Origin of the sequence: Rheinheimera sp. MMS21-TC3 (assembly GCF_032229285.1) — a bacterium.
Classification (GTDB): domain Bacteria; phylum Pseudomonadota; class Gammaproteobacteria; order Enterobacterales; family Alteromonadaceae; genus Alishewanella.
This window is the reverse complement of record NZ_CP135084.1, coordinates 1,512,046-1,536,987: the sequence shown is the minus strand read 5'-3', so window position 1 is coordinate 1,536,987 and position 24,942 is coordinate 1,512,046. Positions and strand designations below refer to the sequence as shown.

The following is a 24,942-nucleotide window of genomic DNA, read 5'->3' as shown; positions in this document are numbered from 1 at the left end:
CACTGCGCTAAACTAACTTTAGCGCAGTTAATCTTTATCCTGCTTAACTTCGGCAAATAGCGCTAAGGTAACTTTACGTGCTTGCGCATGATCCACAATCGGTTTTACATACCCAGCATCAGCAACAAGATGACTATTTTTATGTGGCCAGTGAATCGTTTTAGCATCAAACATAGCCAGCTCTGGTACATAGTGACGAATAAAGTCACCGCTGGGATCAAATCTTTCACTTTGAGTAACCGGATTAAAAATTCTAAAGTAAGGAACGGCATCTGTCCCTGTTGAAGCCGCCCATTGCCAGCCACCATTGTTGGCAGAGAAGTCACCATCAATCAGTTTTGACATAAAGTAACGCTCACCCCAGCGCCAATCGATATGTAAATCTTTAACTAAAAAGCTTGCTGTAATCATCCGCAGCCTATTATGCATCCAACCTGTTTGATTTAGCTGGCGCATAGCCGCATCGACAATGGGATAGCCAGTATTCCCCGAGCACCAAGCATTAAAAGCGTCTTCATCTTTTGACCAGCAAATAGCATCTGTTTCAACTTGAAAGGCTTTATGCTTAATTAAATTAGGGTAAGCTAGCAGAATATGCTTATAAAACTCTCGCCAAATTAATTCTGACAACCACACCTCTGCGCCTGTTTTATCAAGTGCCCACGCATCTGGAGCTTCAAGCTGTAAGCGGGCAACACATTGCGCAGCAGAAATCGCCCCTATCGCCAAATAGGCTGATAGTTTCGATGTGCCTAAAACAGCAGGATAATCTCGGGCCTTTGCATAGTCTGCTACTTGTTGCTGACAAAAAGTCCGTAACTGATGAATAATAGCTGCCTGCTCTACAGGCCAAGCTTTTGAGCAACAATCACCGGCATTCATTGCTTTAAATCCTTTTATTGCCAATGATTCAACTAGTAATACATCCTTTGCAATAATCGCTGGTTTAGCTAAGCAATGTACGCCTTGCTGAAAAAGTACTGACAGCCACTTTCGCTTAAAGGGCGTAAAGACTTTATATACCGCACCTTGTTGATTCAAAATACTACCAGGCGGCATTATGCATTGACTATCAAAGCGAATAAGTTCACCACCCGCCTTATTTAAACAAGCTTCAACTTGGTTATCGCGCTGTATTTCATCAAGCTCATAGTCAGTTTGAATAAAGACTTTTAATTTATATTGCTGAGCTAACTGGCTAAAAATGTCCAACACTGCGTGATAATCTGTTCCCTCCACTGCCAGCAGTGTAAAGTTTATCTCTGCGGATTCTTGCTGTAAACAACTCACACGGCGCCGGATAAAGTCTTGCTTAATGGCTGCCATATTATGCTGCTGCCAAGTAACAGGCGTGGCAATAAATAACCCTAGAACAGCTGCATTATGCTGCTTGGCATCCTCAATAGCACTGCATAGTGCTTTGTTATCAACTAGCCGCAGATCGTTTCTAAACCAAATAACATTTAATTTTTTCATTTTATGCCCGTAAACCTAAACTCTCAGGATAAGGGTCAAAATAGCGTTGTTCAGATAAATACTGATTTGGGTGTAAAGCTAAATAATGTTTAAATAAAGTAATAGGCGCTAATAGCGGCACATAGCCTAAGCGATATTTAGTAATGGTCTCTGATAATTCTTTTTTTGCTTGTTCATTTAAAACGTGTTTTAAAAAGCCTTGTAAATGCTGCAACACATTAGTGTGATTTTTACGGCTAGATAATTTTTTAAGCGCATTCATAAAATCAGTTAAATAGCGTAACTCTAATTCTTTTGCCGAAAACAACTTAGCTTGTGCTACCAAACGCCCTAACTCTCTGTAAGCGACTGGATGGTGCGCTAACACTAAAAACTTATACTTACTATGAAATTTAACTAACTTACCCACAGTAAAGCCATCGAGCATCATTTGTTGGTAATCATGACAAGCAAATAATCGGGTTATAAAATTTTCTTTATGTTCGGCATCAAATAAACGGCCATCCTCTTCAATCGGCAACCAAGGGTAACGTTGCATAAGCGCCTTTGTGTACATGCCAACACCAATCTTGCCTAACTTATGACCATTAGCATCGAATAAACGCACTCGCTCCATGCCACAACTCGGTGATTTAGCACAAACGATATAACCACTTAACTGGGTTAATTGCGGCAGCTTTTGCTCAATAAATGCCTTCATTTGCTGAGTGTGATCAATACTTGGCTCTTTGCTACGCACTAAATGAACTTGCTCTTCATTATCCAACTGTAAACGAATGGCAGGACGAGGCACTGGCATCCCAATAGCCACTTCAGGACAGACTGGTACGTACTGAACATGATCAGATAACACACTAGTACAAAAAGCAGAAGCTTTATGGCCGCCGTCAAAACGGACTTTATCGCCTAAAACACAAGCACTAATACCAACTTTTATTGTCATGTCTATCTCTTAATTTATTTGCTTAGCTTTTATATGGTTAAAAACAAAACTTGGTTTTAATAGCATAGTAAAAAGGTTTTAAATCTTTTTAAAATAAAAAAACGGCAGTATGGATTAACCATGCTGCCGTTTTTATTTTAATTTATAATGAGCTACTTTTTACTTGTTCCAAGCTCAACCCGTGACTTTAATTTTTGTCCTGGGCGGAAAGTAACCACACAACGTGCTGAGATAGGAATATCTTCGCCCGTTTTAGGGTTACGACCTGGTCGCTCATTTTTGACCCGTAAGTCAAAGTTACCAAAACCGGATAACTTAACTTGATCCCCAGACTCTAATGCCTGACGGATCTCTTCAAAAAAAGCTTCTACTATAAGTTTAGCATCACGTTTACTAACACCAAACTTTGTAAATAATCGTTCTGATAAATCAGCTTTGGTAAGCGCCATTCCTAATCCCTCAACGTTGCGTTGAACTCTTCACTAAGCGCACTAACTACTTGATTAACCAACTGTTGGATATCTTTATCCTCCAGGGTGCGCGCTAAATCTTGTAACGTAATAGCAATTGCAAGTGACTTTTTACCATCCGCAACACCACTACCTGTGTATACATCAAATAACTTTAGGTCAACTAATTGATTTCCGCTAACTTTTTTTATAGTAGCAGCAATATCAGCAAAACGCACATCAGAATTAACAACTATTGCTAAATCTCGTCGATTTGCTGGATATTTTGAAAGCTCCTGCGCTTGAACTATATTGCGTAAACCTAGGGCTGCTATTTCTATTTCAAATAGGAAGGCTTTACCTTTCACGCCAAGTTTACGCTCTATCTCAGGATGTAAGGCGCCAAGTTGGCCAACTAAGGCATCACCACGATAGATTGCCGCGGTTTGCCCTGGATGTAACGCGCTATGCTCACTAGTAACAAAACGGAATTCAGCAGCTGCAGAAGTTAGTGATAATAAAGCTTCAACATCCGCTTTTATATCATAGAAATCAGCCGCACGTTGCTCAATAGTCCAATGTTCATCGTTTAATGCACCAACAATAACACCACCTAATACTTCTGTTTGACGCACTCCGCCTTCAGCTGCGGCATCAGGAATAAATTTCAATCCATATTCAAATAAACGGATCCTACTTTGTTGACGGTTCTGATTATATAATACGGTTTGCAATAAGCCTGGCCATAAATTTAAGCGCATCGCGGACATATCGGCTGAAATAGGATTAGGTAAAACCAAAGCGGCCTGCTCTGGAAATAATCGCTGTTGTATTTTAGGATCAACAAAGCTATAAGTTATCGCTTCTTGATAGCCACGATCGACTAATAAGCTACGCAACCTATCAATATTCATCTCAGCTTCGTTAAAACGACGCATTTTTAATGCTGCTTGCGGCGCAACATTAGGAATATTGTTATAACCATAAACACGGGCGACTTCTTCAATTAAATCTTCAGCAATTTTTAAATCAAAGCGGTAGCCTGGAATAGTTACCAGCCAGCCCTGCTCGGTGACAGTAACATCTAAGCCTAACCGAGTGAAAATAGCCGTTACATCATTATTATCTAGGCTAATACCTAAGATCCGCTTAAGTTTAGCTGTAGTTAATTCAATAGCTGGACGGTTAGGTAACTTGTCTTCTGCTACCGCTTCCACTACAGGCCCAGCTTCACCACCACAGATTTGTAGTAATAACTCAGTTGCTCGCTCTATAGCGACTCTTTGTAGCTCTGGGTCAACACCACGCTCATAACGATGTGATGCATCTGTATGCAAGCCATATTGACGCGCTTTTCCAGCTATTGCTAAAGGTGCAAAAAAGGCGCTTTCTAAAAATACATGTTTAGTATTATTAGTGACACCGCTATGTAAGCCACCAAAAATACCGGCCATTGCGAGTGCTTTTTCACTATCGGCTATAACTAAAGTATTGGCATTTAGCGCCACTTCAGTTTCATCTAATAAAACAAGCTTTTCATCTGTATTAGCCATTCTTACATTAATATCACCGCTGATATTATCAAGATCAAAGGCATGCATCGGCTGGCCTAACTCGAGCAATACATAATTAGTAATATCAACAACAGCATCAATGCTGCGAATTCCACAACGACGTAACTTTTCAGCTAACCAAAGTGGCGTAGCAACAGTCACATCCACATTACGAACCACTCGACCTAAATAACGTGGACAAGCGTCAGAGGCACTTAAAGTAATGGCTTTAGTTTCTGTAATGGTAGCCGCGACAGTTGGCCATTTTGGCTCGGTAACGGACATTTTATTTAAAACAGCCACTTCACGTGCCAAACCTTTAATGCCTAAACAGTCGGCACGGTTTGGTGTTAAATCAACCTCAATAGTTTTATCATTAAGGTGTAAATATTGACGAATATCTTGGCCTAAAGGTGCATCACTAGGTAATTCTAAAATACCATCAAAATCATCATTAATACCTAGCTCAGAAAATGAGCACAGCATGCCATTTGACGGTTGACCACGCAACTTGGCTTTTTTAATTTTAAAATCACCAGGTAATACAGCCCCTACTGTCGCAACGGCCACTTTTAACCCTAAACGACAGTTTTTAGCACCACAGACGATATCTAATAATTCACCATTACCAATATCTACTTTAGTAACTTGTAGTTTATCGGCATCGGGATGTGGACCACACTCTACAACCTCACCGACAACTACACCGGTAAAATCACCCGCAACAGGCTCTACACCGTCAACTTCTAAACCCGCCATAGATAACTGTTCAGATAAGGTTTCGGTATCAATAGCTGGGTTAACCCATTCGCGTAACCAGGCTTCACTGAATTTCATTTATACTCGCTCCACTTATCTAAACTGTTTTAAAAAGCGTAAATCATTTTCGAAAAAGGCACGTAAGTCTGTTACGCCATAACGCAACATAGTTAAGCGCTCAACACCCATACCAAAAGCGAAGCCACTATACACTTCAGGATCAATACCTACTGAGCGTAAAACATTTGGGTGTACCATGCCGCAGCCTAACACTTCTAGCCATTTACCATTTTTACCCATTACGTCGACTTCTGCTGAAGGCTCGGTAAAAGGGAAAAAAGACGGTCTAAAGCGGACTTGCAAGTCTTCCTCAAAAAAGTTTTGTAAGAAATCATGCAAAATACCTTTTAACTCGGCAAAGTTAACATTGGTATCAACCATTAAGCCTTCAACCTGATGGAACATCGGCGTATGAGTTTGGTCGTAATCATTACGATAAACACGCCCAGGTGAAATAATACGCAGTGGTGGTTGCTGCTGCTCCATAGTACGAATTTGCACACCTGAGGTTTGCGTGCGCAGCATTAGTTTTGGATTAAAATAAAACGTATCATGATCAGCGCGTGCTGGGTGATGCTCAGGAATATTTAATGCATCGAAATTGTGAAAGTCATCTTCAATTTCAGGACCATGCTTAATATCAAAACCTAACTCCGAAAAGAACGCTGAGATACGTTCTATAGTACGGGTTACAGGGTGTAAACCACCCGCTGGCATCATACGGCCTGGCAAAGTGACATCAATTTGTTCTTCTGCTAACTTTTGCGCTAACAAAGCATTTTGTAATGCATCACGCTGCTGGTTTAATGCAGCTTGCACTTGTTGCTTAACGTCATTAATTTCAGCACCTGCTTGTTTACGCTGTTCTGGTTCCATAGCGCCAAGCGACTTTAATAACTCTGTAATATTACCTTTTTTACCTAAAAAATCGACTCGGATCTGTTCCAACTGTGCGATATCTTTAGCGCCGGCAACGGCCTGTAAGGCGTTTTCCAAAATTGCTGTTAGGTTCATCTGTATCCTCAGGGCAGCGAGCATGTTCATTTAGTATAAAACCGCCAATTATACACCAGAACAATGACTAAACGCAGGTTTTAGCTGACTATTTTAGCAAAAATAGTAGATTAGCTAAGAATTTCTTTAATAAAGGGGATAGTAAGCTTACGTTGATGCACTAAGGTTGCTTTATCTAATTTATCTAGAATAGAGACTAAGGCTCTGATATCACGACTATGGTGATTTAATAAATAACGCGTCACCTCAGTAGGTAGTTCTAAACCACGTAACCGAGCTTTTTGTTGGAGCAGTTTTTGTTTATCATCATCAGTTAACAATCTTAACTGAAAACTAGTGCAGGCCTGTAATCTAGAGACTAAATCAGCTAAATCAAAGCCTAGTTGTTGCGGAGGTACATTAGCTACGATTATTAACGCTTTACCCTGCTCGACCATTCGATTATATAAATCAAATATAGCCGTTTGCCAGTTAATATCGCCGGCAATAGCATCAATATTGTCTAAGCAAACTAAATCTAGTTGTTCTAAATCATCTAATAAGCGTGGGCTTAATGTTTTGTAATCTTCTAATGCCAGCAACTGACTGGTTAAACCCTGCTCTTGTGCTTGCACACAAGCAGCATACAATAAGTGAGACTTACCACTACCACTAGCACCAAACAGATATACCGGCGGCTGTCCAGTAGCCTGTTGTAAATAGCGTTTTAAAAACACAACTGCAGCCGTTTGCTCTGCCGCATAAAAGCTATCTAAGGTTTCATCGTCTGGAAGAGTAACTGCCAATGTATACTGTAATGGTGGCATCAAAGTCGTAGATATCTAAAAGTTGCTAAGGCTGGCATAACACGACTATCTATCGCCAGTTCTGTGATTTCTGCAGTTTGCAGCTTAAATTGTTTATTAAACTGTAACGCATTTAATAAACCTTCACTAGCAATAGCTGTTTGTAAGCTATAACGGGCTTTATCATCACTAAAGCTAGTTATAGTAACTTGAGCTACACCAACTACTTGTTGCAGTAACTGCTGGACCGTCACTAAATCAGTTAATGAAGTTAGATTTTCAACCTCAATAATAACGTTATTAGAAGACTGCACAGATAATACACTGGCATATTGTCCGGCTAATTGCTTGGCCAATGATTTTGCAAAGCTCTGCATTAGAACCGCTTCATTTTCTGCAGTAACTTGCTCTCGTATTATGCGGCCTTCGTATTGACGCTGCCAAGTTAAACGCCACAATAAATTATTTCCTTCTGTTACCTTATCAATTGTAGTCGCAACAGTCACATCAGTATTATAACGAGCACTTGCCTGATTAATTTGCTGCCAAAATCCTGCCCAAACATCTGAGACTGAAATATTGATTAAGTCATCCATGTCGTAAAGAGGCAGCATAAAAGGTAAGCCCGCTTGCTTAAAAGCTGAACTTAACTGTTTAATTAATTCATTATTCGCATCCGTAATAAACTCGCGTTGGCCGCTATTTTGTTCTACTAACCAAATTAGTGTATCCGGGCGTAACTCGCCCCAAATAGCCACATCAGCTTGTTGCAATAATCGATTAACTCGAGTTGCATCTAAAACCACTCGAGTCAAATTTTCATCATTTAAACGTACTGATGTAAACTGTTTTATATAAGGTGAAACCTGATTAAATTCAGCTTTAATAACTGGATGCTCCGCAACATCTGCGCGGCCACTTACTCTTATTAATACTTGCTCAAGAGCTAATTGCTGCCAATTAGACGCTGAACTTCTGACATCGGCTTGATATAAATTCTCTACTTTCGCAGCATTAGCCACGGAGCTATAGCTACAAAAAAACAACATAAGGCCAAGCCATAGACCATTAGTTTTCATTAATTTTATCATCTAATATTTTCCATTTAAGCTAATACTGGAAATATTCCTTTTAAGCCGGCGCTAATAAACTCAATAGCAATAGCCGCTAATATTAACCCCATAACACGAGTAATAATATTCATACCAGTTTGACCTAATCTAACAGCAATTTTAGCAGCCAAGCGCATTAACAACCATAGAATTAAACCTATTACACATAATTCTGCTGACATAATAGCGTAGTGTAAAACACCATCACTGCGATTAGCATATAAAATCGTGGTACTAATTGCACCGGGTCCAGCTAACATAGGCATGGCTAATGGCACTATTGCTACTGACTTACGATGCTCTGCTTCTTCACGCTCTTCATCTGTATTTTTTGCATTACTGGTTTGCGCATACAGCATTGAAATTGCCATCAATAGGATTAAAATACCGCCGCCGACACGGAAGGAGTTAACCGAAATACCAAAAAAGCTTAAAATCAGCTCACCAAAAAATAGCGTGATAAGTAAAATAATTGTTGCTGCTTTAGCTGCATTAGCAGCCACCGCACGGCGTACATGCTTAGTGTCATTTTGGGTTAATGATAAATATAAAGGTAATGCACCAAGTGGGTTCATTACAGCGAAAATACCAATAAAAATTTTCAAATAGTCTTGCAGTTCAAGCATAGTAACTCCTTTTCACTTTACTAAGCGTTATTGAACATTAACCAACAAAACCCGCTATAGCTTAATCCATAAACACTCTCACTAAAAACAAAGCCACCCTTAGGTGGCTCTGTTTAATCATAGGCATTTAGTCTAACTTGACACCTAAACGCATCGCCACTTCTTCATAGGCTTCAACTACACCGCCTAAGCCTTGACGAAAACGGTCTTTATCTAATTTTTTACGAGTTTCTTTATCCCATAAACGACAGCCATCTGGTGAAAACTCATCACCTAATACAATTTCGCCATTATATATGCCAAACTCTAATTTAAAGTCAACGAGTAACATACCTGCGGCATCAAAAAGCTCAAGTAACACTTGATTAGCCTTCATAGTCAATTGCTTCATCGAAGCTAACTGCTGCTCTGTTGCCCAACCAAATGAAACAGCTAGAGACTCATTTACCATAGGATCATGCAAAGCATCATTTTTTAGAAACAATTCAAAGGTTGCAGGCGTCAATGCTTGGCCTTCTGTTACACCTAAACGGCGAACTAAAGAGCCAGCTGCATAATTTCGTACTACACACTCAACTGGGATCATTTCTAGCTTTTTAACCACAACTTCATCATCACTCAGTAGTTTTTCTACCTGAGTTGGGATGCCTGCTGCTTCAAGCTTTTGCATAATAAAATAATTAAACTTATTATTTATCATGCCCTTGCGTTCTAATTGCTCTATTCGCTCACCATCAAAAGCAGATGTATCATTACGAAAGTGTAAAATCAATAAGTTGTCAACAGTGGTATTGTATACTGTCTTAGCCTTACCACGGTATAACTCGGTTGTCTTTTGAACCATTCTAACACTCCAGACGTGCAGCGAAAATTAAGCCGCAAAGTATAAAGATCTTTACTCGTTATTCAACTGACATTTACTGTCAATTGCAATTTATAATTCAACTTTCGTTTTCTGAATAGCCTCAACAAAAGGCTGATATATACTCAGTATCATTTCAGGGCTCAACGCATTACCCGCTTTATCATTAAGTGTTATGGCTGTACCAGTATTATATTTTGCTAACACCAGCTGATACTCTTCATTATCACTTAATGGTAACTCAGCTAGCGTCTTGCTGCCCCAAAATGTTGACCACAAACCAGCTGTAGGCTTTATGTAACGTAAGAAATAAGTATGCTTAGAACGGTCTCTGTCTGTGACTTCCAAATTTAACGCTTCAAATAAAGTTTCTAATTGTGACCAAGTAATATCAATTTTTTGTGGCGTAATTAAAACTGCATTACCTGCGCCATCTAAACCTGGCTCTAAATTAACCTCTGGTACTTTATTGCGGTTAAGCTGCGCTAGAACTATTTCTTCTTTGCCAATACGATCAATAATACTATTTAACAGTGCTGTTTCTTCACGGTGGCTGTCATTTGCTGTTAGCTTAGCTTTAGTATTAAAATATTCATATTCAAGCATTTTCACTGACAAATTAGCAGAGCGGCCATGTGGCTTAGGATCTAAAATAATAGTAAATCTAGCTCTATCTACTAAATTAGTACTAGACCATAACCAAAATCCATCTTCTTGATACGAACTAATCCAATCGGTAGTAAATATTAAGTTTTCATCATCTACTGCTGTTAAAGCAATATTCTGCTCAGCAAACTTTACCTGTATCATTCGTTGTAAAAAATCAACTAAATCACCAGAAACATCAGTACGGTCAAAACGAACCTTAGCTTGCTTTTCACCTTCCTCTACTCGACTACTAGCGGCTGTTGCTAACACTAACACTGGCGGTTTCTCACTAACATGACTAACAGTTGCTTTAGTGGTAGGAATATCAAATTGACCTGGTTTAGCAGGCTGTTGCAATCCAGTAGGTATTTTTAATTCTGCTGCCACTTTACTGGCATTGCGATCTTGTTGTTGCCCAACTGACAAAACAGAGCAACCATTTAAACATAATACTAACGCTAAACCACTTTTTGCCAAATAATGCACTTAACTACTCCTGGTGTTAATAAGGTGCTCTAGTTGAATATCAGCTAGATTTAATGCTTGTTCGATAACAGCAGCATGAATTGGTTCAAGAGGCGTTAACGGTAATCGCAGCATATCAGAATGAATCAGTCCCATTTTATGCAATGCCCACTTGGTTGGGATCGGGTTCGCTTCAATAAATAATTGCCGGTGCAATCCTTGTAAGGTTTTATCTAAAGCATAGGCTGCATCAGCCTGATTAGTTGTTGCAAGTTGGCACAACTTGGCCATTTGTTTCGGAGCAATATTCGCCGTAACAGAAATAACACCATGCCCGCCCTGAAGCATAAACTCAGCAGAAGTCTCATCATCGCCAGATAACAAGGCAAAATCATTAGAGCATAACGATTTTAACTCAACTAAACGGTTGATTGAACCGGTTGCTTCTTTAATACCAACAATGTTTGTAGTCTTAGATAAAGTTGCTACGGTTTGCGCTTGCAAATCAATGCCAGTACGACCTGGGACATTATAAAGTAATATAGGCTTATCTGTTACTGCTGCTATAGCATTAAAATGCAAAACCATACCATGCTGCATTGGTTTATTATAAAACGGCGTCACCGTTAAAAAACCATCTATAGCTAACTTATCAAGTGCTTTAGTACGTTCTATGGCATCAGAGGTTGAATTAGAACCATTACCAGCGATAACCGGAATTTTGCCTTTTACTTGCTGACAAACCTTATCTATTACCTTTAGCTGATCAGCAAACGCAATAGTTGAAGCTTCGCCGGTAGTGCCCATAATCACTAAACCGTCAGTATCATTTTCTAAATGAAAACTGACTAATTGTTCTAAACTAATGTAGTCAATATTTCCCTGCTGATCCATAGGGGTGACTAATGCAACCCAACTGCCCTTAAACATACTCGTTGTAGCCCTTATATTTATAACATGTTAACTATGGTAAAGAGACACTGCCGTAAACACAAGAATGCAAACATGGATATCTCAATATGATAGAAACAGATGAAATTTTATTGGCCTATGTTACACTTGTTGCCAGCTATTTTCTCTGTTTATTTTTCAGTTTGTCGCAAAGGTTTTTATTATCATGCCACAACAATTAGTTGTTACCGCTATTGGCGCTGACCGTACCGGTATAGTCAGTAAAATTGCCCGCTTAGTCACAGATTGTCAATGTAATATTATCGATAGCCGCATGGCCATCTTTGGTGCCGAGTTTACGTTTATTTTGCTTATATCTGGTGAAACAAGTGGTATAAACCGAGTTGAGCACCTTTTACCCAATTTAGGACTTGAGCTTGAGTTAACTACTATGACTAAACGTACCAGTGCTCATCAAAATAAAGCTGTGGCAGCATATTATATTCTCGATTATAGCGGACCAAATAAAGTAGGTACTTTAGGCGCTATAACCGGATTTTTAGCCAGTCGAGAGGTTTATATTGGCTCATTACAATCATCAGTTCGAGTTGATAACGATAGCGCAACAGAAAAAACTCATACTATTATGACCCTAGAATTACCAACAACAGAACCAGCTGAAAACATTATTACAGATTTAATAGCACTACTTGAACAGATGAGCCTAATTGGCACAGTCCAGGCACAAACTTAATAGGAGTGATAATGTCACCATTAACAGTAGGCAGTAAAGCTTTTGATTTTTGTTTAACCAATCAGCAACAGCAACAAGTACAGCTATCAGAGCTGCTCACTAAACAGCGAGTTTTAGTATATTTTTATCCCAAAGCAATGACCCCAGGCTGTACCGTTCAAGCCAAAGCTTTGCGCGATCATTTGCAAGATTTGCAACAGTTTAATGTTGCACCAGTTGGTATTAGCCCTGACTCTGCTGAGCGCTTAGCTAAGTTTGCTAAACGTGATGAGTTAAATTTCACACTATTGTCGGATGAAAATCATGCCGTCGCAGAAGCCTATGGCGTTTGGGGTGAGAAAAAGTTTATGGGTAAAGTTTATGATGGTATTCATCGAATTAGCTTTTTAATTAGCCAAGACGGTACGATAGAACAAGTATTTAATAAATTTAAAACCAAAGAGCACCATCAAGTTATTTTAGATTACTTAGCTAGTTAGCTAGCTAGGCCCCAGTACTATGCTATATCAGTCCTGGGGCTAATTATTACTTTATTGAGGCCACATCATCCCCACTATGCACTCGTGTTGACCAAGCATTAACAGTTGCTTTTACTAATGAAGCTAATGGGATAGCAAAGAAAATTCCCCAGAAACCAAACAGTCCACCAAAGAGTAATACTGCAACAATAATAAAGACGGGATTTAAATCAACAGCTTCAGAAAACAATAGCGGTACTAATAAATTACCATCTAATGCTTGAACAATACCGTAAGCTAACATTAAATAACCAAACTCAGGCGTTAACCCCCACTGAAATAGGGCAACTAAAGCAACAGGCAAGGTAACAACAGCAGCACCAATATAAGGAATTAATACAGACAAACCAACAAGTACACCCAGTAACAATGGATAATTTAAACCAAACAATGCAAATACAGTATAACTAGCAGCCCCTACAATCAGTAACTCTAGCATTTTACCGCGAATATAATTCATGATCTGTAAGTTCATCTCTTGCCAAACTTGACTAATTAGCTTGCGCTCATTAGGCAGTAATTGAACAAAGCTAGTTGTTAATGTTGCTTTATCTTTTAGCATAAAAAATACCATTAATGGCACTAAAACTAAATAAATTAGTAATGCCACTAAATCAACTATAGATGCCAGCGAATATGACAACATGCTTTGGCCAAATGCCATTAAACGTTCATCTACCGAATGCATAATGACATTAATTTGATCAGTACTTACCATCTCAGGAAAGCTTGCAGGTAATTCTAATAAGTAGGCTTTACTTTGTGCCATCATCTGCGGAAAATCTCGTAATAGATTTCGGCCTTGATACCAAACTAACGGAATAATCCACATTAAAATTAAACAAGCAATACCAACAAAAGTTGCAACAACGGCTATAGTGCTGATAGTACGAGACAAACCCAAACGTTGTAACTTAACAACCGGCCATTCCAACAAATAGGCAAAAGCAATGGCTACCAAGACTGGTGCTAAAATACCACTTAACCAGTAAATAGCTAAAAATACTATTAATAATAATAAAAATAAGGTCACCACTTGTGGATCTGAAAATTTATTTGTGTACCATTTTCTTAACCAATCCAGCATATTTTATGCTCCACGCCGATAGATATTATAATAAATGCTTACTAAGTAAGCCAAGTATACCCAAGATACGATAAAAATTAGTGCTTTAGTGCCTGTCTGCTAAAAATTTATGCTAGATTAGCATGACACAGTCTATGGAACTAATAGCAAAAACATTTGCCTTAGTCTGCAACTAATACTCATGACTCCACACTGGAACGGCATAGAAATTACTCATGAAATTAATAGTAGTATTCAAACCTATATTTCTTTGTTTGATAGCAATCAGTTGTTTTAGCGCAACAGTGCATGGCTATTCAAGCTTACCTGATCTTGGTGGTAATGCTTTTAGCGTGCTTACACCTGAGAAAGAAAAGCAGCTTGGCGATGTAATGATGCGGCAAACCCGTGGCAGTCTACCTATGGTGTACGATCCTCTAATGGATGAATATATTAACGCCTTGGGTAATCGTATGGTTGCTCGAGCCAATGATGTTAAATTCCCTTTTAAGTTTTATTGGGTCCGTGATAAAAATATTAATGCCTTTGCAACGCTAGGCGGTAATATTGCGTCCCATACCGGCACTCTAGCCATTGCCGATAGTGAAAGCGAATTTGCATCAGTTATAGGCCATGAAATTGCTCACGTTACGCAACGTCATATTGCGCGCTTTATTGAAGCTAGAAGCCAACAAGCGCCCTTAACTTTAGCAGGTATGCTAGCAGCTATTGTATTAGCAACTGTAGATCCTGAAGCCGGTATGGCCGCTATGATGGCGACTCAAGGTGCCTCACAACAAAGCGCCATTAACTTTACCCGTAGTAATGAGCAAGAAGCAGATCGAATTGGCATGCAAATAATGGCAGAAGCCGGCTTTGATCCTTATGCTGTTCCAGAGTTCTTTCGTAAACTGACTGAACAAAGCCGCTTTATTAATCAACAATTAGCTTTTTTACGTACTCACCCCTTATCGCAAAGTCGTGTCAGTGATACACGATTACGTGCCGAACAATTTACTAAGCGCTTTATACCTGATAGCCAAGATTTTAGTTTAATAAAAGCTCGGGTACTTGCTCGTTATCAGTATGAAAAACAACACAGCGAAGATGCCTTTCTAAAAAAACTGGCACAACCTGGTGGTAACACCAAAGCTAATCAATATGGCCTAGCCATCGCTTTGTTAGATAATAAAAAATTAACTGAATCTAAAACAATTATTGAAAAATTACTGCAAGATGACAAGCACAACCTGTATTATATCGATGTCTACACTGACATCTTAATTGCACAAGGTGAACATCAACAAAGTTTAGATATGCTAGAGCAACAATATCTATTAAGACCAAATAATCAAGTCGTCACGCTCAACTATGCTAATGCAGCATTAAGTGCCAAAGCATATCGTTTAGCCATCCATTTGCTTAAAAGCCTATTATTTTATAAAGAAGATAATATATTAGCTTATAGTATGTTAGCTGATGCTTATGAAGCCATGGAAGATCTCCCTCGTTTTTATGAAGCTCAAGCCGATTTAAGTTATCAATTAGCCAACTATCCCAAAGCAATTGATAATATAGATGAAGCCATAAACTATTTACAACCAGAAGAAAAACTAGAGGCTCGGCGCCTAGAAGCCAAAAAGAAACAGTTACAAGCCGAGTTCAGCCGTTTACAACGCATGTAAGGCTATAAATTACCATTAAAGAAATAGGAATACCCTAATGCTAACTATTTATCATAACCCTCGTTGCTCTAAAAGCCGTGAAGTTTTAGAGTTAATTAATGATTATAAACAAGATGTTGAAGTAGTAGAGTATCTTAAAACTCCACCAAGCGCGGATGAATTGAAAAGTATTATTAGCAAACTAGGGATCAGCGCTAGACAATTATTACGTAGTAAAGAACCTGAATATCTTGAATTAGGTCTAGCTGATACAACTTTATCAGAAGCCGAACTAATTGCTGCAATGGTTGCAAATCCAAAATTAATTGAACGGCCCATTGTTATCGATGGAGATAAAGCAGTAATTGGTCGCCCAACAACTAATGTATTGAATTTAATAGCATGACACCTCAGGTATTAATTTTATATTATTCTCGCCACGGTGCAGTACAGGCGTTAGCAGAGAAAATTGCTATAGGCGTACATAAAGCAGATGCAGAAGCTATTATTAGATGTATCCCCTCACTTGAGCAACAACATCAATGCAAACACCCCGTAGTCGATATGACAGAACTAGTACAGTGTGATGGCTTAGCTTTTGGCAGCCCAGTTCGGTTTGGTAATATGGTCGCTGACGCTAAAGCTTTTTGGGATAGTACTACTAGCCTTTGGCTAAAAGGCGCTTTAATCGATAAACCTGCCGGGGTATTTACTTCGTCAGGTAGTATGCATGGCGGCAACGAAAGCACCTTGCTAACTATGAGCTTACCTCTACTACATCATGGCATGCTTTTAACCGGTATACCCTATAGTGAACCTGAGTTGCACCAAACAAAAACAGGAGGAACCCCATATGGCCCTAGCCATGTCAGTGGTCATCATGCTGATCCAAAGTTAAGTATTGAAGAGCAACGCTTAGCCATTGCCTTTGGCCAACGCTTAGCCAAACTTAGTACTGCACTTAAACATAAATAAGGTAATAAATTTACTATGACAGTCTCAGGCATGCCTACAATGGCTCCACGAACAGCTTTATATCTTCTGTTAGGCCGTATCGGTTTTTTTGGGCTTTGGCTTTTACAGCCCTTATGGATTTTATGGCTATCGCCTCCAGAGCTAGGCAACCGTTATGTTTTGCTGGCACTAATGTGGTTACCATTATGGCTCCCTTTATGGGGCATTATTAAAGCTCACGCCTACACTATGGCATGGGCCAACTTTATAGTAATGATTTACTTTATACATAGTTTAACTAATCTATGGGTAGCTGATGGCGCTAAATTTATACTAGCAATAATAGAATTAACTTTAGCCAGTGTTATGTTTGTTGGATGCACCTATTTTGCCCGCGAAAGAGGTAAAGAGTTAGGGCTTAAAATTCCAAAAATAAAAGATGATCCGCGTAAATAGTTAATTAAATAGCCCAACTGAACTTCTACTTAGGTTGGGCTAATTAAACTAAACAACTTCAGCCAATAAAATCAACTGATACCTAAATACTTATGCACTTGTACACTTAAGCGCCAATTATATTTAGTACACATGGCAATGGCTAACGCTGTAGCTCTAGGTTGCTGGCTAATAGGCTGCAAGTAAATAAGTTTATTATTAATATCGGTATCAGCAAGCAATAAAATTAATTCATCGACATGCTTTTCCATCGCTACTGGATGTTTAATCTCATTTGCACGATCTAAGCAACTCTGCAGCACTTTATAACCACCACCCATATTTATTTTAGGCGATACTGTTACCCAGCTTTCTGCTGGCGCTTTAATAACAAAAGTGCCACTAGTTTCAATTTGAGTGCTATAGCCATTAGCATGTAATAACTGACATAGAGGTGTTAAATCGTACATACATGGCTCACCTCCGGTAATAACAACATGCTTAGCAAGATAACCTTGCTCAATAAATAATTGCAGTAACTGCTCAGCGGTTTGCTCAGCCCAAAATTCATTTTCGGCTGCCTTACTAACCACCTGAACTATTGGTAATGAGAGTTCAGGATTAATAGTCCATGTATGCTTAGTATCACACCAACTACAGCCTACCGGACAGCCTTGTAAACGAATAAATATAGCAGCTATACCGGTATAACTACCCTCACCCTGAATTGTCTGAAAAACCTCGTTAACCTTATACACTCTATCAATAGCCCTTTAGCCACTAGTCTAATTACAGTACAATGCGCCATATGAGCCGTTACTCTGGTTCACAAACTGTATTTAAAAAGTCATTATACAAGAGAGAATCTGCTATGCCGAACAAAGTTGTGGTTATTTATTCCGGTGGTATGGATTCGTACACTGTTTTACATAAGGCATTGCAAGCTGGAAAAACAGTTTATGCATTATCGTTTAATTACGGTCAGCGGCATGTTAAAGAGTTAGAGTTTGCTAATAAAGTATGTAAAGAATTAGCAATTCATCATAAAATCGTCGATATATCAGCTATTAACCAACTGCTTACTGGCTCATCTCTAATAGATAATCTTGACATTCCTGAAGGTCATTATGCAGCTGAAAATATGAAATCAACTGTCGTACCTAATAGAAATATGATTTTATTATCTTTAGCTACAGGCTATGCGGTATCAATTGGTGCAGCTGAAGTTTTTTATGGCGCTCACTCAGGTGATCACTTTATTTATCCAGATTGTCGGCCAGAGTTTGTGCAAAAGATGAATGAAGTCTGTCAAATTGCTAATGATGAAGCTATCTCTATCGTTAGCCCTTATTTAAAGCAAACTAAAATAGACATCCTAGCTGACGGTTTAAAAATGAAGTTAGATTATAGTAAAACTTGGACCTGCTATAACGGCAGAGAAAAAGCCTGTGGTAAATGCGGCTCATGCCTTGAGCGCCTTGAAGCTTTTAATTTAAATAATGTAACTGACCCTATAGCCTATGAAGAGTAAAACCAAATGCTCTTTAAAAATTGGCTATAAAAAAACCCCACTTAAGTGGGGTTTTTTTATTAAAGACTAATGCCTTTTTGTTTTGCTTTATCTTTGATGTAAGATTCCCAACTACGTACTTGACGTGACATATTAGGATCTTTTTTAGCACTCATTAATGCTGCGTAAGCCTCTTTATATTTATTTTGATAGAAATAAGCATCTACTAAACTCATATAAACACTACTTGCTTTATCAACATTCATAGATAAGGCTTTATCAAAAGATTTAATGGCATCATTATAACGCTGAACAGACAAATAAGCTGAGCCTTGACGACGATACGCCTCGGCATCATTTGCTAATTTTGCAACTTCACCATAATACTCAGCAGCTTTTAAAAATTCTCTTGAGTTTTGATAATTTGTTGCAATAAAGCTTAAACTATCTTTATCACGCTTAATTAACCCACTTTTTACATTCGCTTCCATCACTTTAGCAGCGCTAAAAGGAATATTATTGTTAACATACATTTGCGCTAACATTTTAACTTCAGGCGCTTTTTCAAGGTAACCTTGAGTGTAAGCTAAGTGTAAAATAGATAAAGATTTATCATACTCTTCTGTCAAAGTGTAAAAGTTACCTAAGTATACCCAAAACTGTTTATTCTCAGGAAATAACTCCACCATAGTTTCAACAACGGTAATCAACTCTTTATAGCGCTTTGTTTCATAAAGTGCGGCCATTTTTAACTGATAAGGACCTGGAGCCAGTTTATCAGCAAAGCGAATCGCATCATCTGCTGGGCTAAGCACTTTAGGGTGCTGTTCCATTAGATAATAGGCATTAGCAATGCGCATATAAACATCTGACACTTGCTCTCCAGTAAACCTCAACCAATTTTCATAAGTATCAATCGCCTTTTGAAACTGTTTATCTTGCATTAACAAATCGGCTAATAATCGCAATGACGCAGCTTGATCATTAAACACTAAGATATCTGGCTTTACAGCTAAGGTTAAATGATGAATAGCTTTCTTTTCATCTTTTGCTGCATATAGATTACCTAAAAAGCGATTTACTGTAGCGGAGTCAAACTCACTACTTGATTTAGTGTCAAGTAAAACAGCAATGGCTTCATCAAGCTTCTCTTCATTATACAGCTCGAATGCTTTAACAAGTTGCCGACCTGTACGCTCACCTACAATTTGTGTTTTACGTGCTTTACGCTCTTCAATTTTAGCTAAATCTGGTTGCACAGCTGAGTATGCTGGTAATGCAGCAGTACCCATAACCGTTAGCACAACTAATGCCGAGGTAAGCTTTTTAAAGTGTTTCATACTAACCTCCTGCCATATCTAAGGTAAAGTCAAGCTGCACTTGCATGCCAGGCTGCTTCATTGGTTTGCCATCAACCACTTTAGGGCTGTATTTCCAACGGCGTAAGGCTCGAACAGCTTCACGGTCAAATACACGGCGCGGCTCAGCTTCTATTACTTCGACATAATCAACACTGCCATCTTCCATAATAGTAAAGCTAAGTCTAACCCACCCTTGTAAACCATCACGAGCAGCTTGCACTGGGTAACGAGGTTCAATACGCACTATAGGAGTAGCATCACCATCACGCATCATGCTTGATGGATCGCCTAAACCTGTATTAGCACTACCTAACGATAAACCAGGCATATTGAAGCCAATAGCACCCGCTGCATTAGCGGTATCAGGTTCAGGCTGAGGCGCTTTAGGCGGCTGAGCTGGCGGTGGCGGTGGCGGTGGCGGTGGTGGTCGCCGCACCTGCAGATCTGATTCAGGCGGCGTAGTGTTAATTTCAATAACAATACGCTCTTGTTCATTCGCCTTACGCTCTCCAGAACCTTTAATTAGGAGAGCCATAGTCAGAAACAACAGGAACGTTACCACTGCACCGATTATTAACGATGTTAGGAAACGTGCCATAGCTACTTAGTCTCCCCTGCAATACTAATAACTAAATTCTCATCAGCTGCTTTGATCTGATCCATTACTTCCATTACTAAACCGTGCTTTGCTTCCTTATCGGCTTGTATAATGATGGTATCAGTTGGCGACTCTGCTCTTAAGCGCTCTATATTAGCTGAAACTCGTTCAACATCTACCGCGCGCTTATCCATCCAAATCTCACCGTTAGGACGAATAGCGATAAAGATAGTTGCACTTGGTTTTTTCTGAGCCTGAGCAGAATCAGGTTTATTAACATCAATACCTGCTTCTTTAACAAACGATGTCGTTACGATAAAGAAGATCAGCATAATGAAAACTACGTCCATCATCGGCGTAATGTCGATTGATGCCTCGTCGTCCTCTCTAATACGTTTACGTGCCATAAAAATCTCTCTTTAATGATGCGGTAAGCTATCTATTAATGCGGCTTTTTCCCGCTTAACTTTTGTGTCTAACCGCGCGCTGAAAAATATGCCAGATACTGCTGACACCAAACCAGCCATTGTTGGAATGGTTGCCATTGAGATACCTGTGGCCATTGTTCTAGGGTTACCAGTTCCTTGAGTTGCCATAATATCAAATACAGCAATCATTCCAGTAACAGTACCTAAAAGACCAACCAAAGGACACAATGCCACTAACGCCTTAATCAGCAACATACGTTGTTCCATTTTGTCTGAAGCTTCAGAAATCCACGCATCACGGATTTTATGAGCATACCAGGACGTCGTGTCCTGTCTGGCAGACCATTTAGCAATAATATCCTTTTTAACTTTAGGAAATATTGCTTTAAGGTACCAGTAGCGCTCTATCATCAATACCCACATGATGAAGAGTACTAGGGCGACAACGTATAGTACGTCGCCACCGGTATGAATAAAATCCTGAACAGATTCCCACAGCCCTATTAGCTGGAGCATCATTAGGCTTTCTCCTTCTCCGCGTGAGCAGCAATAATACCTGCAGCTTGCTCATCTAACACGTGTAAGATAGATTTTGCTTTTGACGACACTAAAGAGTGTACAAATAGTAATGGAATTGCTGCAATCAGACCTAACGCTGTTGTTACAAGCGCTAAAGAGATTGAACCTGCCATTAATTTAGGGTCACCCGTGCCGTATAACGTAATTTGTTGGAAAGTTTGAATCATACCAATTACAGTACCTAATAGACCTAATAACGGTGCTACGGCTGCAAATAGTTTGATCATACCAATACCACGCTCAACTTTTGGTGCTTCACGTAATATTGCTTCATCCAGTTTTAATTCTAGGTTTTCAGCATCAACGTTTTTGTTGTCATGGTAAACCTTCAGGATACGACCTAATGGATTAGCAGCTGACGGCTTAGCTAAGTTTTTCAGCTGGCCACGAATTTTGCCACCAATTAAGCCTAAAGTGATAAAGCGCTCTAAACCTAATAGTAAACCTAAGAAGAATACAATAGTAATGATATAACCAACTTCTTCACCTGCTTGATAATATTCAAACATAGTAGAACGTTGTTGGTTTAAGCGCAGTAAGCTATTACCTTTAGTTGGGTCAACATATAAACCAACTAATTGACCAGCTGAAGCTTTTTCAAAGTTTGCAACAGAGTTGTGTATTTTTGATTGTGGTTGACGACCTAAAGGCTGAATTTGGTCAGTGTCAGTATTTAATACTAAATACTCACTACCAGTCGTTAAGTGGAATGAACCAAAACGTGTAACACGTTGTGTTTCGCTACCGCCATCTAGCTTAACTACTTCTGCATCAAACTTAGAGATTTTGCCTGACTCGGTCATTTCGGTCAGTAACGCCATCCATAAATCTTCCATTTCACCTAAGTTAGGTAATTCGGTAGCCGCTGCAATAGTACGTAATGGTACATCGCGATCTGGATATTGAGCACTAATGATTGAAGATGAGATTGAGCCAATTGATTTATTTGCACTCTGTCTTACAACACCAAATAGCTCGCCCATAGTACCTAGGGCACTTTCTAGTTCTTGCTGCTTCTGGGCAATTAACAGATCATTCTCTTGGAATTTTTTCTGTAAGCTTTTACCACGGGCTTCTTCGTTTGCTAATTGCTTTTTAGCGCTATTTAAAGCGTTTTGTTGCTCTGCACGATTAGCTAAAAACGCACGTTCGCGCTCTTGGTTTGCACGGCCTTCAATAGTCCGTTCTTTTTTAATTTGTTGTAATAACTGATCCAACTTAGCCGAATCCGCAGTCGCATTAAATGCGATACCGGCAGATAGCGTCAGTGCTGCAGCAGCTAACATAGTCTTTATTGCTTTATTCATTTAATATTACTCCGCAGCAAAAAGTGGTACGCGATCCATTTCAAGAGTCGCTTCACGACGCGCCATCTTGATAAACTGGCTTACAGAATTCAAATAATCAGCTGGTAAGCTTTCCCAACTAGATTTTTGTTTATTCCACACCCATGCTGCTTTGCCATCTAATGATGAAGCCATAAGAGCCAAACGACCAATATGCACAAAGTCTACAGTGTTTTCTTGACCTTCAAACTGTAAGGTACCTTGGAAAGAATCAACTGTAGAGCCGTAATCCATTTCTATGCTATAAGCTTCCAAAATTTGACGATACTGCTCTGATAGCTGCACATCTGAACGGCCCATTGTATCGCGTAGCCTTTCAACACGCTCTAAACGACGCTCAGTACGTAGAGGAATATCTGCTTTTACAAACTCTTCTAAGGCATCAATCATCCGGAACATTAACGGAACTGTCCCTTTACGCGTATCTTCTAAGCCGTCGATTTGACGCTGTAAACCGTTAACTTGACGTTGCTGATCGGCAACTAACTTAGCAAGAAAGTCATTGTAAACTTTTAAGTTTTCAGTTTGATCTACTACTTGGCGATATTCACCTAGCAATTCCTGAGTTTGCTCATAGATTGTATTTATTTTTTCTTGTGACTGCACCGCGGCGCGCTGGATCTGACGACTTTCTTGATGCAAATCTTTTAAATCCGTTGCAAATGCACCGCTAGATAAGGTGAAAGCACCTACTAACGCTGATGCAATCAGACTCTTGCGAATTTTATTGTTAGACATAGTTCCCAACCAATTATTGCTGATTAACGTAACCTGAAGTTGTAAGGGCCTTATTATATTAGTACCTATAATAAGTCCCTCGGTTAGAGGGTAAACCGTCCGCATCATTACAGGTAAAAAAGCCATTGTCAATACAACTTCTTCCCGACTACACCCTGTAATAACGCAGTTTATTTAAGGTTTAGCACCTATTTTTTATACTAAAAAAACTTATTCATTAATTTGTAAAAGCTTATTAATTTTTTTGATTACTTTATATTCGGTGTTAATTTACCTTTTGCATATAAAGTAACCATATCATCCAGTGAAATAGGCTTGATCTTACTTGCATTACCCGCAGCGCCAAAAGCCTCATAACGGTTAATACATATTTCCATCATAGCATCTACTGAGGCTTGGAAATATTTGCGTGGATCAAACTCTGCTGGATGCTGCTCTAAATAGCGACGTATAGCCCCTGTTGAAGCTAAGCGTAAATCTGTATCAATATTAACTTTACGTACACCATACTTAATGCCTTGTTGAATTTGCTCTACTGGCACGCCGTAGGTCTCTGGTATTTCCCCCCCGTATTGATTAATCACTTCTAACCAGTCTTGTGGTACAGAAGATGAGCCATGCATAACTAAATGCGTATCTGGTATACGTTGATGTATAGCTTTAATTCTGTCAATAGCTAAAATATCACCTGTTGGCGGGCGACTAAACTTATAAGCACCATGAGAAGTACCACAAGCAATGGCTAAAGCATCAACCTGAGTGTCACGCACAAACTGCGCGGCTTCTTCAGGGTCAGTTAGCATTTGCTCTATCGTTAATACGCCCTCGGCACCTATACCATCTTCTTCACCCGCTGTGCCCGTTTCTAACGAGCCCAAACAACCTAACTCGCCTTCAACTGACACGCCACAAGCATGCGCTATTTCGACAACTTTGCGCGTTACATTCATATTGTATTCATAATCCATAGGCGTTTTACCATCTTCACCTAAGGAGCCGTCCATCATCACTGATGAAAAACCTAACTGAATAGAGCGCTGGCAAACACCTAAAGATGTACCGTGGTCTTGGTGCATCACGACAGGAATATGTGGAAATTCCTCTACTGCCGCTAAGATCAAATGCCTTAAAAATGGCGCACCGGCATATTTACGCGCCCCCGCAGAGGCCTGCACGATAACAGGACTATCTGTTTTATCCGCAGCGAGCATAATGGCGCGCATTTGCTCTAAATTGTTAACATTAAATGCAGGTATACCGTAGTTTTGTTCGGCAGCATGATCAAGCATCTGACGTAACGAAATAAGGGCCATATAATCCTCTCTATTTTAGTAAAGTATAGTCATAT

At 39.4% G+C, this 24,942-nt stretch carries 27 protein-coding genes; 7 read left to right on the top strand and 20 right to left on the bottom strand.

Annotation, left to right across the window (positions count from 1 at the left end; translation table 11 throughout):
- Positions 1–27 precede the first annotated feature (27 nt).
- The 11 genes from phrB to dapA all read right to left on the bottom strand — a co-directional run bounded on the left by phrB (position 28) and on the right by dapA (position 11,682).
- Positions 28–1,476: a deoxyribodipyrimidine photo-lyase gene (gene phrB / locus RDV63_RS07560; RefSeq protein WP_313908894.1), complete on the bottom strand. Its 1,449-nt coding sequence runs from the start codon at positions 1,474–1,476 to the stop codon at positions 28–30.
- Between the two features lies 1 nt (position 1,477).
- Positions 1,478–2,419 carry a DUF523 and DUF1722 domain-containing protein gene (locus tag RDV63_RS07555; protein WP_313908893.1) on the bottom strand — a complete coding sequence of 314 codons (942 nt, stop codon included), beginning with the start codon at positions 2,417–2,419 and terminating at the stop codon, positions 1,478–1,480.
- Between the two features lie 152 nt (positions 2,420–2,571).
- A complete protein-coding gene (gene ihfA, locus RDV63_RS07550) occupies positions 2,572–2,868 on the bottom strand; it encodes an integration host factor subunit alpha (protein WP_313908892.1) in 297 nt (98 codons plus the stop codon).
- A gap of 2 nt (positions 2,869–2,870) precedes the next feature.
- Positions 2,871–5,258: a phenylalanine--tRNA ligase subunit beta gene (pheT, locus tag RDV63_RS07545; RefSeq protein ID WP_313908891.1), complete on the bottom strand. Its 2,388-nt coding sequence runs from the start codon at positions 5,256–5,258 to the stop codon at positions 2,871–2,873.
- 15 nt (positions 5,259–5,273) lie between these two features.
- Positions 5,274–6,254 carry a phenylalanine--tRNA ligase subunit alpha gene (pheS, locus tag RDV63_RS07540; RefSeq protein WP_313908890.1) on the bottom strand — a complete coding sequence of 327 codons (981 nt, stop codon included), beginning with the start codon at positions 6,252–6,254 and terminating at the stop codon, positions 5,274–5,276.
- A 110-nt stretch (positions 6,255–6,364) separates the two neighbouring features.
- Positions 6,365–7,039 (bottom strand): DnaA regulatory inactivator Hda, encoded by a 675-nt coding sequence (hda, locus tag RDV63_RS07535; protein WP_313908889.1) that lies wholly within the window; start codon positions 7,037–7,039, stop codon positions 6,365–6,367.
- Positions 7,040–7,059: 20 nt separating this feature from the next.
- Positions 7,060–8,130 carry a DUF2066 domain-containing protein gene (locus tag RDV63_RS07530; RefSeq protein WP_313908888.1) on the bottom strand — a complete coding sequence of 357 codons (1,071 nt, stop codon included), beginning with the start codon at positions 8,128–8,130 and terminating at the stop codon, positions 7,060–7,062.
- Positions 8,131–8,144: 14 nt separating this feature from the next.
- Positions 8,145–8,777, bottom strand: coding sequence for a YchE family NAAT transporter (locus RDV63_RS07525; protein WP_313908887.1), 633 nt, complete (start codon positions 8,775–8,777; stop codon positions 8,145–8,147).
- A gap of 127 nt (positions 8,778–8,904) precedes the next feature.
- On the bottom strand, positions 8,905–9,621 hold the full coding sequence (gene purC, locus RDV63_RS07520) for a phosphoribosylaminoimidazolesuccinocarboxamide synthase (protein WP_313908886.1): 717 nt from the start codon (positions 9,619–9,621) through the stop codon (positions 8,905–8,907).
- Between the two features lie 90 nt (positions 9,622–9,711).
- On the bottom strand, positions 9,712–10,773 hold the full coding sequence (gene bamC, locus RDV63_RS07515) for an outer membrane protein assembly factor BamC (RefSeq protein ID WP_313908885.1): 1,062 nt from the start codon (positions 10,771–10,773) through the stop codon (positions 9,712–9,714).
- The gene (gene dapA / locus RDV63_RS07510; protein ID WP_313908884.1) at positions 10,774–11,682 is read right to left on the bottom strand and encodes a 4-hydroxy-tetrahydrodipicolinate synthase; all 909 of its coding nucleotides are present in this window, start codon (positions 11,680–11,682) and stop codon (positions 10,774–10,776) included. It lies immediately after the preceding gene.
- A gap of 187 nt (positions 11,683–11,869) precedes the next feature.
- Between dapA and RDV63_RS07505 the strand changes: the two genes are divergently transcribed.
- Both RDV63_RS07505 and bcp read left to right on the top strand, forming a co-directional pair.
- Positions 11,870–12,397 carry a glycine cleavage system protein R gene (locus RDV63_RS07505; RefSeq protein ID WP_313908883.1) on the top strand — a complete coding sequence of 176 codons (528 nt, stop codon included), beginning with the start codon at positions 11,870–11,872 and terminating at the stop codon, positions 12,395–12,397.
- An 11-nt stretch (positions 12,398–12,408) separates the two neighbouring features.
- Complete coding sequence (gene bcp / locus RDV63_RS07500) at positions 12,409–12,876, top strand: thioredoxin-dependent thiol peroxidase (RefSeq protein WP_313908882.1); 468 nt, start codon at positions 12,409–12,411, stop codon at positions 12,874–12,876.
- Positions 12,877–12,922: 46 nt separating this feature from the next.
- Here bcp and RDV63_RS07495 read toward each other — a convergent pair whose 3' ends face one another.
- Positions 12,923–14,002, bottom strand: coding sequence for an AI-2E family transporter (locus tag RDV63_RS07495; protein WP_313908881.1), 1,080 nt, complete (start codon positions 14,000–14,002; stop codon positions 12,923–12,925).
- A gap of 215 nt (positions 14,003–14,217) precedes the next feature.
- Between RDV63_RS07495 and RDV63_RS07490 the strand changes: the two genes are divergently transcribed.
- The 4 genes from RDV63_RS07490 to RDV63_RS07475 are packed head-to-tail and all read left to right on the top strand — an operon-like array spanning position 14,218 to position 17,055.
- Complete coding sequence (locus RDV63_RS07490; RefSeq protein WP_313908880.1) at positions 14,218–15,666, top strand: M48 family metalloprotease; 1,449 nt, start codon at positions 14,218–14,220, stop codon at positions 15,664–15,666.
- A 37-nt stretch (positions 15,667–15,703) separates the two neighbouring features.
- On the top strand, positions 15,704–16,051 hold the full coding sequence (arsC, locus tag RDV63_RS07485; protein WP_313908879.1) for an arsenate reductase (glutaredoxin): 348 nt from the start codon (positions 15,704–15,706) through the stop codon (positions 16,049–16,051).
- Positions 16,048–16,620, top strand: coding sequence for an NAD(P)H:quinone oxidoreductase (wrbA, locus tag RDV63_RS07480; RefSeq protein WP_313908878.1), 573 nt, complete (start codon positions 16,048–16,050; stop codon positions 16,618–16,620). The genes arsC and wrbA overlap by 4 nt, the downstream gene beginning before the upstream one ends.
- A 39-nt stretch (positions 16,621–16,659) precedes the next feature.
- Complete coding sequence (locus RDV63_RS07475) at positions 16,660–17,055, top strand: DUF2069 domain-containing protein (protein WP_313908877.1); 396 nt, start codon at positions 16,660–16,662, stop codon at positions 17,053–17,055.
- Between the two features lie 71 nt (positions 17,056–17,126).
- Here RDV63_RS07475 and queE read toward each other — a convergent pair whose 3' ends face one another.
- Positions 17,127–17,792, bottom strand: coding sequence for a 7-carboxy-7-deazaguanine synthase QueE (gene queE / locus RDV63_RS07470; RefSeq protein ID WP_313908876.1), 666 nt, complete (start codon positions 17,790–17,792; stop codon positions 17,127–17,129).
- Positions 17,793–17,905: 113 nt separating this feature from the next.
- On the opposite strand from queE, the gene queC reads away from it, so the two are divergent.
- Complete coding sequence (gene queC / locus RDV63_RS07465) at positions 17,906–18,565, top strand: 7-cyano-7-deazaguanine synthase QueC (protein WP_313908875.1); 660 nt, start codon at positions 17,906–17,908, stop codon at positions 18,563–18,565.
- Positions 18,566–18,624: 59 nt separating this feature from the next.
- Here the strand turns inward: queC and RDV63_RS07460 are convergent, their stop codons facing one another.
- The 7 genes from RDV63_RS07460 to fba all read right to left on the bottom strand — a co-directional run bounded on the left by RDV63_RS07460 (position 18,625) and on the right by fba (position 24,907).
- Entirely contained in the window at positions 18,625–19,884 is a 1,260-nt protein-coding gene (locus tag RDV63_RS07460) for a tetratricopeptide repeat protein (protein ID WP_313908874.1), read from the bottom strand.
- Position 19,885: 1 nt separating this feature from the next.
- Positions 19,886–20,503, bottom strand: coding sequence for an energy transducer TonB (locus tag RDV63_RS07455; protein ID WP_313908873.1), 618 nt, complete (start codon positions 20,501–20,503; stop codon positions 19,886–19,888).
- A 2-nt stretch (positions 20,504–20,505) separates the two neighbouring features.
- A complete protein-coding gene (locus RDV63_RS07450; RefSeq protein WP_313908872.1) occupies positions 20,506–20,910 on the bottom strand; it encodes a biopolymer transporter ExbD in 405 nt (134 codons plus the stop codon).
- A gap of 12 nt (positions 20,911–20,922) precedes the next feature.
- Entirely contained in the window at positions 20,923–21,450 is a 528-nt protein-coding gene (locus RDV63_RS07445; RefSeq protein ID WP_313908871.1) for a MotA/TolQ/ExbB proton channel family protein, read from the bottom strand.
- Positions 21,450–22,817: a MotA/TolQ/ExbB proton channel family protein gene (locus RDV63_RS07440; protein WP_313908870.1), complete on the bottom strand. Its 1,368-nt coding sequence runs from the start codon at positions 22,815–22,817 to the stop codon at positions 21,450–21,452. The genes RDV63_RS07445 and RDV63_RS07440 overlap by 1 nt, the downstream gene beginning before the upstream one ends.
- 6 nt (positions 22,818–22,823) lie before the next feature.
- The gene (locus RDV63_RS07435; protein WP_313908869.1) at positions 22,824–23,594 is read right to left on the bottom strand and encodes a DUF3450 domain-containing protein; all 771 of its coding nucleotides are present in this window, start codon (positions 23,592–23,594) and stop codon (positions 22,824–22,826) included.
- Positions 23,595–23,842: 248 nt separating this feature from the next.
- Positions 23,843–24,907 carry a class II fructose-bisphosphate aldolase gene (fba, locus tag RDV63_RS07430; RefSeq protein WP_313908868.1) on the bottom strand — a complete coding sequence of 355 codons (1,065 nt, stop codon included), beginning with the start codon at positions 24,905–24,907 and terminating at the stop codon, positions 23,843–23,845.
- Positions 24,908–24,942 lie beyond the last annotated feature (35 nt).

Coding starts and splice junctions, on each gene's coding strand:
- ihfA (WP_313908892.1), bottom strand. CDS start 2,868: ATGGCGCTTACCAAAGCTGATTTATCAGAACGATTATTTACAAAGTTT.
- RDV63_RS07440 (WP_313908870.1), bottom strand. CDS start 22,817: ATGAATAAAGCAATAAAGACTATGTTAGCTGCTGCAGCACTGACGCTA.
- wrbA (WP_313908878.1), top strand. CDS start 16,048: ATGACACCTCAGGTATTAATTTTATATTATTCTCGCCACGGTGCAGTA.
- arsC (WP_313908879.1), top strand. CDS start 15,704: ATGCTAACTATTTATCATAACCCTCGTTGCTCTAAAAGCCGTGAAGTT.
- RDV63_RS07435 (WP_313908869.1), bottom strand. CDS start 23,594: ATGTCTAACAATAAAATTCGCAAGAGTCTGATTGCATCAGCGTTAGTA.
- bcp (WP_313908882.1), top strand. CDS start 12,409: ATGTCACCATTAACAGTAGGCAGTAAAGCTTTTGATTTTTGTTTAACC.
- RDV63_RS07530 (WP_313908888.1), bottom strand. CDS start 8,130: ATGATAAAATTAATGAAAACTAATGGTCTATGGCTTGGCCTTATGTTG.
- RDV63_RS07555 (WP_313908893.1), bottom strand. CDS start 2,419: ATGACAATAAAAGTTGGTATTAGTGCTTGTGTTTTAGGCGATAAAGTC.
- fba (WP_313908868.1), bottom strand. CDS start 24,907: ATGGCCCTTATTTCGTTACGTCAGATGCTTGATCATGCTGCCGAACAA.
- purC (WP_313908886.1), bottom strand. CDS start 9,621: ATGGTTCAAAAGACAACCGAGTTATACCGTGGTAAGGCTAAGACAGTA.
- pheS (WP_313908890.1), bottom strand. CDS start 6,254: ATGAACCTAACAGCAATTTTGGAAAACGCCTTACAGGCCGTTGCCGGC.
- RDV63_RS07460 (WP_313908874.1), bottom strand. CDS start 19,884: ATGAAACACTTTAAAAAGCTTACCTCGGCATTAGTTGTGCTAACGGTT.
- RDV63_RS07475 (WP_313908877.1), top strand. CDS start 16,660: ATGGCTCCACGAACAGCTTTATATCTTCTGTTAGGCCGTATCGGTTTT.
- RDV63_RS07450 (WP_313908872.1), bottom strand. CDS start 20,910: ATGGCACGTAAACGTATTAGAGAGGACGACGAGGCATCAATCGACATT.
- queC (WP_313908875.1), top strand. CDS start 17,906: ATGCCGAACAAAGTTGTGGTTATTTATTCCGGTGGTATGGATTCGTAC.
- RDV63_RS07495 (WP_313908881.1), bottom strand. CDS start 14,002: ATGCTGGATTGGTTAAGAAAATGGTACACAAATAAATTTTCAGATCCA.
- phrB (WP_313908894.1), bottom strand. CDS start 1,476: ATGAAAAAATTAAATGTTATTTGGTTTAGAAACGATCTGCGGCTAGTT.
- RDV63_RS07505 (WP_313908883.1), top strand. CDS start 11,870: ATGCCACAACAATTAGTTGTTACCGCTATTGGCGCTGACCGTACCGGT.
- RDV63_RS07445 (WP_313908871.1), bottom strand. CDS start 21,450: ATGATGCTCCAGCTAATAGGGCTGTGGGAATCTGTTCAGGATTTTATT.
- dapA (WP_313908884.1), bottom strand. CDS start 11,682: ATGTTTAAGGGCAGTTGGGTTGCATTAGTCACCCCTATGGATCAGCAG.
- pheT (WP_313908891.1), bottom strand. CDS start 5,258: ATGAAATTCAGTGAAGCCTGGTTACGCGAATGGGTTAACCCAGCTATT.
- RDV63_RS07455 (WP_313908873.1), bottom strand. CDS start 20,503: ATGGCACGTTTCCTAACATCGTTAATAATCGGTGCAGTGGTAACGTTC.
- RDV63_RS07490 (WP_313908880.1), top strand. CDS start 14,218: ATGAAATTAATAGTAGTATTCAAACCTATATTTCTTTGTTTGATAGCA.
- RDV63_RS07525 (WP_313908887.1), bottom strand. CDS start 8,777: ATGCTTGAACTGCAAGACTATTTGAAAATTTTTATTGGTATTTTCGCT.